Here is a 10,695-nt window from a genome sequence, read left to right as displayed (position 1 = left end):
GTACTGGATGACCTCCTCGCGCCGGTCGGAGTCGAAGTCGACGTCGATGTCGGGCTCCTCCTCCCGGGTCGCGGACAGGAAGCGCTCGAACGGCAGGTCGTAGAAGATGGCGTCCACCGAGGTGATGCCGAGGACGTAGCAGACCGCGGAGTTGGCCGCCGATCCCCTTCCCTGGCAGAGGATTCGCCTGCTCCGGGCGAACTCCACGATGTCGTGCACGATGAGGAAGTAGCCGGGGAAGTCCTTCTCCTCGATGACCCGCAGCTCCTTGTCCAGCCGGGCGCGGGTCTCCTCGGCGAACCGTCCGGTGTAGGTGCCGTAGGCGCGTTCGGCGCCCTGGCGGACGAGCTCGCGCAGCCAGCTCATCGGCGTGTGTCCCGCCGGGACGTCCTGCCGGGGCAGCCGCGGCTTGGCCCGGCGCAGCGGGAACGCCAGTGCCCGGGCGTACTCCACCGTGCGGGCGACGGCGCCGGGATAGCGCGCGAACCGGGCGGCCATCTCCGCGCCGGTTCGCAGGTGGGCGGTGCCGGCCGCGGGCAGCCAGCCGTCGATCTCGTCCAGGCTGCGCCGGGAGCGTACGGCAGCCAGGGCGGTGGCCAGCGGCCGGCGTTCGGGCGTGGCGAAGTGGACGTTGTTGGTGGCGACCACCGGAAGCCGGCGGGACCGGGCGAGCTCTGTCAACACGTCGTTGCGGTCGGAGTCGAGGGGGTAGCCGTGGTCGATGAGTTCGACCGCCACCTGGTCGCGGCCGAACAGCCCGACCAGCCGGTCGAGCTCACGGCCCGCCTCGGACGTGCCGCCGCGCTCGAGGGCCTGCCGTACGGTCCCCTTGCGGCAGCCGGTGAGGACCAGCCAGTGGTCGCCGGCGCGGGCGGCGAGGTCGTCCGGGTCGTAGGTGGGCCGGCCCTTCTCCCCGCCGCGAAGCTGCGCCTCGGTGAGCGCACCGGCCAGCCGGTGGTAGCCCTCCTCGCCGCGGGCGAGAACGAGAAGGTGACTGCCCTCGGGGTCGGCGGCGCCGTTCTGCGGCTCGGTGAGGTCGAACGACAGCTCCGCCCCGAAGATCGTCCCCAGGCGGTAGTCGGCCGCCTCCGCGGCCTCGGCCATCCGGACCACGCCGTACAGGCCGTCGTGGTCGGTGAGCGCGAGCGCCTGCAGGCCCAGCCGCACCGCCTCCTCGACCAGCTCCTCCGGGTGGCTGGCGCCGTCGAGGAAGCTGAAGTTGGAGTGGCAGTGGAGCTCGGCGTACGGGACGACCGGGCCGTCGGGACGCTTCGGACGTTCGTCGGGCGGCGGGTCGTAGGGCGGGCGGACGGAGGTCCAGGCCGGGCTGTCGCCGCCGTCCACCTCGGCCGGTGGGCCGCCCGGCCGGCGTCCGGACAGTTTGCGTTCCAGCTCCGACCAGGGCATCCGGGGGTTCTTCCACCCCATCAGGAACCCCCGCCGATCAGCCCGCCGGGTGGCTCAGTCATAGCTGGCCTCGATCCACCATCGCCCGGCCTCGTGCAGCAGGACGAACGCGCTCCCGTCGGCGCACGCCACCTGGAAACGGGCGTAGCGGCGGGCGGCGCCGGGATCCCACCAGCGTTCGTCGACCGGCCAGGGCCCGGCCCAGCCGACGATGGGCAGCGCGGCCACCGAACCGCCGGGCCGCGCGAGCGTCTGGCAGTCGCCGGACATCTCGCCCCGCTCGCCGACGGCGACGGCCCGGCCGGCGGGGTCGAGGACGTCGACCGGCTCGGGAGAGGGGAACACCGTGGACGGGGCCGGAGGCGGTAAGTGCCCCGTCCACGGCGGCACAGTGGGTCGGGCGGGGGTGGGATCGTCGCCCCACGCCACCCAGGTCACGCGCTCGGCGGCGGCCCGGCCTCCGGACAGGACGGCCGTCACCACCGCGTCGTGGCCGAGCATGCTCTGCACCCGGGTGAAGGTCCGGTGGATGCGTTCGTCGGGTGCCTGGTCGCCCCACAGGCCGTCCTGGTAGGCGCCGGTGGCGGCCACCTCGTCGGGCACCAGCCGGATCCGGACCACCCCGGAGGTCAGCTCCTGGGCGGGTCCGCCGGAGTCGGTGCGGGTGCCCTGGAGTTGCCAGCGAACCCGGTCGACCACGTCGGTCGCGCTGAACCAGCGGGGGTGCCGCCACTGCCGACCGGCGGGCTCGTCGCGTTCGCTCTCGGTCTCCACCCGCAGGCAGGTGCACACCAGGTCGCGTTCGGCGAGGCCGGCGACCAACTGGTCGGCCGCGCCGCGGATCGCGAACGCCACGTGGTCGACCCGGTCGACGGGCGGCTCGAACGTCACCTCGGTGGCCAGTTCGGGTGGCGGCCTGCGGGTGGCGAGGGCGCGGGAGTCGCGGCCGCCGGCCAGCCGGTGCGCGGCCACGCCGTCGGAGCCGAACCGCCCGAGCACGCTCCGGGCCGGCAGCGCGGCGAACTCGCCGAGGGTGCGGATACCCAGCCGGCGCAACAGGTCAGCCAGGTCGGGGCGGTCGAGGGTGTCGATCGGAAGGGACGCGATGCAGCGGGCGGACTCACCCGGCGGGAACGTCAGCTCGGGGTCACCGGCCCGCTCGGCGAGCCGGGCGGCCTGCTCGGCCGCGAACGGCCCGTCGGCGATGCCGATCACGCTCTGGAAACCGGCCTGCCGCAGGTGCTCGCGCAACGCCTCGGCGAACGCCTGCTCGCCGCCGAAGTAGCGGCTCGGTCCGCGGGCGGCGAGCGCACACATGCCCGGGCGGATGATCTCCACGCCGGGAGCGAGCGCCTCGACCGCGACCACCACCGGCTCGAACGCCCGGGCGTCCACCGCCGGGTCGTATGCCAGGACGGTCAGCTCCGGGCACCGGGACTGGGCCTCGCGGATCCGCAGGCCCCGGCGTACGCCCTGGTGGCGAGCGGCCTGGGAGCACGCGAGGACCCGGCCCCGGTCGAGCACGGCCAGCGCGGCGTCGGGTGGACACCCGGCGTCGCGTCCGGCCGCGGTCACCGGCCAGTCGGGGCACCACACCACCAGGGTGCGTACGGCGCTCATCCCCCCATCACCCCCAGCTTCCCCGGCTGGGGGGTGAGGCCGCGCGGAGCGCCCGACCGGTTCGGAACCATGGCACTATTATCGAACACACGTTCGATCACTGTCAATCGGATCGACGCGGTTCGAAGAGGCGGGATTCCGGGGGAGAGCGGGGCTTACTCCTGACCGGACGTGCCTTCGTTGGCCGTGCGGATGGCGGCCGCGGTCTTCGCCGGGTCGTACCCCTCCGACACGCCCTCGACGAGGATCACGTCGCCGGGGATGTGGTCGGTGCGCAGGTGGAGGATCTCCCGGTAGGCCGGGGAGTCGTACCACCCGTGCGCGTCCACGAGGCTCGGAAACTCGATCACGACCACTCCCCCCGGCCACGAGCCCTCGAGCACCTCGTGCTGGACGCCGTGCACCAGGAACCGCCCGTTGAACGGGTCGAGCGTGCCCTGGATCCGCTCGATGTACTCCGCGATGTCCGGGTGGTACTCCGCGACCTGCAGGTTGGCGATGGCGTACGTCGTCATGCGTTCTCCCGTGGCTGCCTCGTTGCGGCTGTCGAGTCCTCCGCGATCATGCCAGTGCCCACCGACAGGGCGCCCGCGACTTTTCGGGTCGCCGAGAGGTCACGCCGACAACCGGCGGCCGGCGAGGGAGATCACCTCCCCCGGCTGTTCCCCCGGGCGGTCGGCCGGCTGCTCGCCAAGCTGCTCAACGACCTGCTCGCCCGGCTGGTTAGCCGTGGCGGTGGCGGGCTCGGTCGCCACCGCCACGGCGCCGGCGTGGTCGGGCAACCACAGCCGGGAGGTGCGGCGCCGGCCGGCCGTTCCGCGTCCGGTCGCCTGGATGGTGACCTCGCGTGCCGACAGGTGCCCGTGGCCGGCGCCGAGTCCGTGCCAGGTGCTCGAGGTGATCGACAGTCCCAGCTCGCTGCCCGACCAGTCCGCGTCCTGGACGACGAGCACGGCGCCGCGCTCACGGACCCGGGCGGCCAGCCGGCGGACCTCGCCGTCGGGGGCCGAGGTGGGCGGGCGGACGACCACCACGTCGAGGACGTCGACCAGTGCCGCCACCACGCCCAGCCACTTCCGGCCGGGGGTGGGCACGAGGACGAGGCGGCCCGGGTCGACGCCCAGCCCGGTGGCCGCCTCTGCGCCGAGCTGGGAGAATCCGACCAGTCCGCACCACGACCCCGCCCCGGAGGCGCCCGCGATCAGGGCCAGGGTGAGCGTGGTCGACCCCGCCACGGTGTAGCTCGCGCCGCGCCGCAGCCCGCCGTCGGGCAGCAGGCCGGCGAACGCCGGCAGGGCGGGCACGGTGGGAACCGCGCGCCCGGCCACCCCCGCGGTCGTCGGCCGGGCGGCGAGCTCGGCCCGAAGCTCGGCGAGCACGGCCGCCCGGTCGGCCGCGGACCGCCTGGCGCCGGCCTCCGACGACACGCTGCGGTTGTACTTCCTGTGCGGCGCCCGGCTCGTGTCCAGCGCGGATGCCTGTGAAGTCCCGACCACTCCAGCATCATCGAACGCGTGTTCGAGGATGTCAACCTCGCCACAGGGGAGGGCGGGGGAGGTTCCACGGACTCCGAACCGCGAGAAATCCGGGTGCCACGGGCACACGACAGGACCCGAGCGAGCGGCGATCCCGGGCGATATGGCCGCGGGTGGGCGGTGTGGACGGCAGGCTCCCGGCCGGGTCCGCCAGGCTCGGACTTAGGGTCGGGTCCATGACTTCGCCCGCCCCCGACGACGCCGGCCGAAACCTCAGCCCCGATCACGCCACCGAGGCCACCCAGGTCACCGAGGCCGACCCCGGCTACGTCGACCTCGGATACGCCCGGCTGGACACCGACCGGCTCACCCGTACCGGCGACCCTGAGGTCGTCTACGGAGCCGGGAAGACTCCCGACCAGGTGGTCGACCTGCTGCGCCACCTGCACACCGCGCACCCGGACCGGGCCGCGCTCGCCACCCGGCTCGACGCCACGGCGCTGGACCGGGTGCGCGCCGCGTTCCCCGAGGCCCGGCTGGACGAGGTGGCCGGCACGGCGACCCTCGGCCCGCCGCCCACGCCGGTGGGCCTGGTGTGCGTCCTCGCCGCGGGCACGTCCGACGCGCGGGTGGCCCGCGAGGCCGTGCACACGGTCGAGGCCTACGGCGCGGGGGTACGCACCATCACCGACGTCGGGGTCGCGGGAGTGCACCGGTTGCTCGCCGCGAAGGAGGAGTTCGACGACGCCGACTGCCTGATCGTCGTCGCCGGGATGGAGGGCGCGCTGCCGTCCGTCGTCGGCGGGCTGACCGGCGTGCCGCTGGTGGCGGTGCCGACGAGCGTGGGGTACGGCGCGTCGTTCGGCGGGCTCGCGGCGCTGCTCGGGATGCTCAACTCCTGCGCGCCCGGCGTGGTCGTCTGCAACATCGACAACGGCTTCGGCGCGGGCGTGTTCGCGGCCCGGGTGGCCCGGCGGGCGCACGCCGGCCGTGGCTCCGCGGGTGCCGGCGAGACTCCGAACGGCGAGACTCCGAACGGAGCCGCCCGGTGAGCCGGATCGGCTGGCTGGACTGTGCGTCCGGCGCCAGCGGCGACATGCTGCTCGGTGCGCTGGTGGCCGCGGGCGTACCCCTCGACGTCCTCACCCACGCCGTCGACGCCGTGGCGCCGGAGAAGATCCGGCTCCGCCCGGAGAAGGTCGTCCGCAACGGCCTGGCCGCGACGTTGGTGCACGTCGAGGGCACCGACTCCAAGCACCACCGGACCTGGGCCGACGTCCGTACGCTGCTGGACGCCGCCGACCTGCCCGAGCCGGTACGCCGGTCCGCGCACGCGACGTTCGAGCGGCTGGCGCGGGCCGAGGCGCGGGTGCACGACACGACGCCGGAGGCGATCCACTTCCACGAGGTGGGTGCCCTGGACGCGATCGCCGACGTGGTGGGGGTGTGCGCGGGGCTGGCCCACCTCGGTCTGGACCGGCTGGTCGTGTCGCCGGTCGCGGTCGGGTCGGGGTTCGTCCGGGCCGCACACGGTCGGCTGCCGGTGCCGGTGCCCGCGGTGGTGGAGTTGCTGGCCGCCGCCGGCGCTCCGTCGTACGCCGGAGAGATCGACGGCACCCCGGTCGGCGAACTGTGCACCCCGACCGGGGCGGCGCTGCTGGTCACCCACGCTTCGACGTACGGCCCGCAGCCGCCGATGCGGGTGGCCGCGCAGGGCTTCGGCGCGGGCACCCGCGAGACGCCCGGGCGCGCGAACGCCGTCCGCCTCCTGGTCGGCGAGCCCGCTCCGGAGGTGTGGACAGCCGAGACCGGGGCTCCCGGTGGTGGCGCGACCTTCCCGGGTGAGTCGACCCAACTGGTGGTGGAGTCCAACGTCGACGACCTGGACCCGCGGGTGTGGCCGGCGGTCCTGGCGCGGCTGCTCGACGCGGGCGCGGCGGATGCCTGGCTGACTCCGATCCTGATGAAGAAGGGCCGCCCGGCACACACGTTGGCGGTGCTGGTCGACCCCGACCGGTACGACGAGGTGTGCGAGGTGGTCTTCACCCAGACCCCCGCGATCGGGGTACGCAGCCACGCGGTGCGCAAGCGGCCGCTGGAGCGGGAGTTCCGTACCCTCGAACTCCCCGGCGGCACCGTGCGCCTGAAGGTCGCGACGTACGCCGGGAAGGTGGTCAACGCCCAGCCGGAGTACGACGACGTGCTCGCGCTGGCCGAACGCACCGGCCGCCCGGTCAAGGCGGTGCTGGCCCAGGCCGCCGCCGCCGCGCAGCAACACCTGTGACGGTGCCGAAGGCACCAACGAAGGAGTACGCGTGACGGACGTCGCGATCCCGGGGTCGAAGTCGCTCACCGCCCGGGCGTTGTTCCTCGCGGCCTGCGCGGACGGCACGTCGGTGCTGCACCGGCCGCTGTGGTCGGACGACACCGAGGCGTTCGCCGCCGGGCTGACCGCGCTGGGGTACGCCGTCGAGGTGCGCCCGGACCGTTGCACGGTGCGGGGCAGCGCGACCGGCCCGCCCGCCCCGGGTGCGGAGGTGTTCTGCCGGGACGCCGGGACGGCCGCGAGGTTCCTGCCCACGCTGGGCGCCCTCGGGCACGGCGTGTTCCGGTTCGACGGTTCGGAGCAGTTGCGCCGCCGCCCGCTCGGCCCGCTCGTCGGGGCCCTCGCCGCGCTGGGAGTCGACGTACGCGCCGAGGAACGCGAGGGGCACCTTCCGGTCACGGTCCGCGGCGCCGGGCTGAAGGGCGGCGCGCTCACCCTGGACGCCGGGCTGTCGTCGCAGTTCCTCACCGGCCTGCTGCTCGCCGCGCCGCTGACGACCGAGGGCCTCGAGATCACCGTGACCGACCTGGTGTCGGTGCCGTACGTCGAGATGACGCTGGCGATGATGCGGCGGTTCGGGGTGGAGGCGACCCGCACCGGCGACACGTTCACGGTGCCGCCGGGCCGCTACCGCGCCGGCGAGTACGCCGTGGAGCCGGACGCGTCCACCGCGAGCTACTTCCTCGCCGCGGCCGCCCTGACCGGCCGCTCGGTGACCGTTCCCGGGCTCGGAGCGGGCGCGTTGCAGGGTGACATCCGGTTCGCCGAGGTGCTGGGACGCATGGGCGCGGACATCGCGCTGACCGCGGACTCGGTTACGGTCACCGGGCCGGAGCGGCTGTCCGGTGTCACGGTCAACATGCGCGACATCTCCGACACGATGCCGACCCTGGCCGCGATCGCGCCGTTCGCCGACGGGCCGGTGCGGATCGAGGACGTCTACAACACCCGGGTCAAGGAGTGCGACCGGCTGGACGCCTGCGCGACCAACCTGGCCCGGCTCGGCGTGCGGGTGGAGACCGGCCGGGACTGGATCCAGGTGTGGCCGGGCACTCCGCGAGCGGCCGAGATCGACTGCCGCGGCGACCACCGGATCGCGATGAGCTTCGGCGTCACCGGTCTGCGGACACCGGGGCTGACGCTGGACGATCCGGGCTGTGTGAAGAAGACGTTCCCGGAGTTCCACGAGGTGCTCGCCTCGCTGGTCCGGGAGTGGACCCGGAGCGCCTGACCGAAGTCCGGGGCCCTGTCCCTGGCAGCCCCTAATCTTGGTCGCGATGTCGCGCCGGGTGTCGTTCGCCGCCGCCGTCGTGTGGGTGCTCGCCGCGTTGCCGGTGGCCGCGACGGCACTCGCCGGCGCGCCGGATTGGGCGTACGCCGACCAGCTGCGGGTCGCCCCGGTCGTCATGGTCGGGATCGGCGGGCTGACCGCCGGGGACGTCACACCCGCTCGCACCCCCGCGCTGGCGGCGCTGGTCGGCCGGGGCGCGCCCGGCGTCCTCGTCCCGCGCTCGGTGCGCTCCCACACCTGCCCGCTGGACGGCTGGCTCACCGTCTCCGCCGGCGAGCGCGCGGCCGGGCCGGCGACCTGCGGTCCGCTGCCGCGGGTGGCGCGGATCCCCGGAGGTGCCGGCACCTACGTGGTGCCCGGCTGGCGGCGGCTGGCCGAGGCGCAGGCGAGCACCGGCTACGGAGCCGAACCCGGCCGGCTGGCCGAACACCTCGCCCGGGCGGGCACCTGTGCCACCGCCGTCGGGCCGGGCGCCGCGGTCGCGCTCGCCGACCGGAGCGGCGCGGTGGCGCGCTACCGTCCGGCGTTCGACCGTACGGCGGCACCCACCGGCGACTGCCCGCTGACCGTCGTCGACGCGGGTGCCGTTCCCCTGGGTGCCGGTCGCGGAGACGCATTGGTGGCCGCGGACGCGCTGGTCGCGAAGGTGGTCGCGGCCGCCGGCCCGAGCGCGACCGTGCTGGTCGCCGGGCTGTCCGACGAGTCCGCGGGCAGGGGTACGTCCCTGCGGCTGGCCGCCGCGGCCGGGCCGGGGTTCGAGGGGAGCTGGCTCACCAGCGGCGGCACCCGGCGCGAGGCGCTCGTGCAGCTCACCGACCTGACCCCGACGCTCACCGAACTCCTCGGCACCGGCACCGACGAGGTGTTCGAGGGCGGCCGCTGGCGCACCACCGGCGGCCGGCCGGCCGGCACCGGCGCCAACAGTGTCGCCACGACCGCCACCCTGGACCGGCTGCGGGCGTTCGAAACCACCGACCGCGTGGTGAGCACCTACGGCTTCTGGTTCTTCACCGTGCTGGTCGTCGTCCAGGTGCTGGCGTACGGGCTCGCGCTGCTGGTCACCGCCCGCACCCGGCGGGCAACGTCGCGCCGGCGGGCGGGCCGGCTGGCGTCGGCGGCCGGGCTGGTCTGCGGGGCCGCCCCGATTGCGGCGGTGCTCGCCGGGCTGGTGCCCTGGGCCGCGTCGCCGGTCCCGGTGTGGTCGCTCGTCCTCGGCGTCGCCGGGTTCACCGCGGTGCTGGCCGCGCTGGCCGGCCGCACACCGTACGACCCGCTCTGGGCGGCGCCGACCACGCTCGCCCTGGTCACCGCCGTCGTACTCGGCGCCGACGTGATGACCGGCTCCCACCTGCAGGGCGGCAACCTCGTGACGCCCGGCGACCTGCCCCTGGTCGGCGGGCGGTACTTCGGTTTCGGCAACGTCGCGTTCGCGATCTTCGCCACCGCGGTGCTGCTCGCCGCCGGTGGACTCGCCGCCCGCCCGGTCGAACGCCACCACGGCCGCCGGGCCGCGCTCGTCGTGCTGACGGTCGGGTTCGCCGCGGTCGTGCTCGACGGCTGGCCGACCTGGGGCGCGGACTTCGGCGGCGTGCTCGCGCTGGTGCCCGGAGTGCTGGTGCTCGCGGCGCACGTGGCCGGGATCCGGCTGACCGTACGCCGGGTCGTCCTCGTCGCGGTCGCGACCGTCGCGGCGGTGAGCGCGGTCTCGGTCGCGGACTGGCTGCGGCCGCCGGAGAGCAGGTCGCACCTCGGCACCTTCGTGCAGCGGGTGGTCGAGGGGCAGGGCGGGCCGGTGGTCGTCCGCAAGGCCGAGGCGGCGCTGGCCAGCCTGACCTACGGCGGCCCGCTCGGCTGGCTGACCCTGCTGGCGTACGTCGGCGTCGGGGTGTTCCTCCTGCGTCCGCGCGGGTTCGGCGCCCGGGCGCTCGCCGACACCTATCGCGACTGGCCAACGGCGCGGCCGACCCTGCGCGCGGTCTGGCTCACCGGGCTGCTCGGCTTCGCACTCAACGACTCCGGGGTGGCGGTGCTCGCCGCGGTCCTGATGACCGGCGTACCCCTCGTCGTGGTCGCGCTCGTCCGGTCCTCACCGGACGTGTCGCGCCGCCCGCTTCCCCGGCCTACTCGTCCTGAGCGTGGGTCTGAGCCTGTGGCCGGTGTCGAGTCACCGCTGGCGCGGTGAACTCCAGCTCGATCATCGGCGAGGTCCGGACGAGCTCTTCGAGGTCGGCCTGCTCGCGGTACCACCCGGTCCGCGGGTCGGTGAACACCCGGCGCCGGGCCTCGGGATCGGTGACCGGTCGCGCGATGGCCGCCAGGTCCAGGCCGTCGACGTGGACGGTGACGTGCGGGTCGGCGAGGACGTTGGCGTACCAGTGCCGAGGACCCGGCGTCCCGGTGATGACGAACCTGCCGTCCACGTGGAACCACCAGATCTCCACCCGCAGCGGCCGCCCGCTGCGGCGTCCTCTGGTGGTGAGGTCGACGGTCAGCTGGGCAGCCAGCTCGGCATGCTCGGCTGGGGTGGCGCGGTCGGTCATGGCCTGGACCGTACGACCTCAACCACGGACGAGGTC

General features: G+C 74.9%; 9 protein-coding genes. 4 read left to right on the top strand and 5 right to left on the bottom strand.

What is annotated here, in order from left to right:
• The 4 genes from F4554_RS31365 to F4554_RS31350 all read right to left on the bottom strand — a co-directional run.
• On the bottom strand, positions 1–1,428 hold a 1,428-nt coding region (locus F4554_RS31365; protein WP_179791189.1), incomplete at its 3' end, for a PHP domain-containing protein.
• Between the two features lie 33 nt (positions 1,429–1,461).
• Complete coding sequence (locus F4554_RS31360) at positions 1,462–3,027, bottom strand: DNA polymerase Y family protein (RefSeq protein ID WP_179791188.1); 1,566 nt, start codon at positions 3,025–3,027, stop codon at positions 1,462–1,464.
• A 155-nt stretch (positions 3,028–3,182) separates the two neighbouring features.
• Positions 3,183–3,542 carry a DUF1330 domain-containing protein gene (locus F4554_RS31355; RefSeq protein ID WP_179791187.1) on the bottom strand — a complete coding sequence of 120 codons (360 nt, stop codon included), beginning with the start codon at positions 3,540–3,542 and terminating at the stop codon, positions 3,183–3,185.
• A 99-nt stretch (positions 3,543–3,641) separates the two neighbouring features.
• Positions 3,642–4,523: a hypothetical protein gene (locus F4554_RS31350; protein WP_179791186.1), complete on the bottom strand. Its 882-nt coding sequence runs from the start codon at positions 4,521–4,523 to the stop codon at positions 3,642–3,644.
• A gap of 215 nt (positions 4,524–4,738) precedes the next feature.
• On the opposite strand from F4554_RS31350, the gene larB reads away from it, so the two are divergent.
• From larB to F4554_RS31330, 4 genes are read left to right on the top strand one after another with little or no spacing between them, the layout of a single operon-like run.
• Complete coding sequence (gene larB, locus F4554_RS31345; RefSeq protein WP_179791185.1) at positions 4,739–5,554, top strand: nickel pincer cofactor biosynthesis protein LarB; 816 nt, start codon at positions 4,739–4,741, stop codon at positions 5,552–5,554.
• Complete coding sequence (gene larC / locus F4554_RS31340) at positions 5,551–6,786, top strand: nickel pincer cofactor biosynthesis protein LarC (protein ID WP_179791184.1); 1,236 nt, start codon at positions 5,551–5,553, stop codon at positions 6,784–6,786. The genes larB and larC overlap by 4 nt, the downstream gene beginning before the upstream one ends.
• 31 nt (positions 6,787–6,817) lie before the next feature.
• Positions 6,818–8,059 (top strand): 3-phosphoshikimate 1-carboxyvinyltransferase, encoded by a 1,242-nt coding sequence (gene aroA, locus F4554_RS31335; RefSeq protein WP_179791183.1) that lies wholly within the window; start codon positions 6,818–6,820, stop codon positions 8,057–8,059.
• A gap of 46 nt (positions 8,060–8,105) precedes the next feature.
• On the top strand, positions 8,106–10,301 hold the full coding sequence (locus F4554_RS31330) for an alkaline phosphatase family protein (protein WP_179791182.1): 2,196 nt from the start codon (positions 8,106–8,108) through the stop codon (positions 10,299–10,301).
• On the opposite strand, the gene F4554_RS31325 is transcribed toward F4554_RS31330, so the two are convergent.
• Positions 10,240–10,659, bottom strand: a complete 420-nt coding sequence (locus F4554_RS31325) for a nitroreductase family deazaflavin-dependent oxidoreductase (protein WP_179791181.1) — start codon at positions 10,657–10,659, stop codon at positions 10,240–10,242. The genes F4554_RS31330 and F4554_RS31325 overlap by 62 nt on opposite strands.
• Between the last annotated feature and the right edge of the window lie 36 nt (positions 10,660–10,695).

This window comes from Actinopolymorpha rutila (assembly GCF_013407855.1).
GTDB classification, from domain to species: Bacteria; Actinomycetota; Actinomycetes; order Propionibacteriales; family Actinopolymorphaceae; genus Actinopolymorpha; species Actinopolymorpha rutila.
The sequence above is the reverse complement of the archived record's forward strand: the minus strand, read 5'-3'. Positions and strand labels throughout refer to the sequence as shown.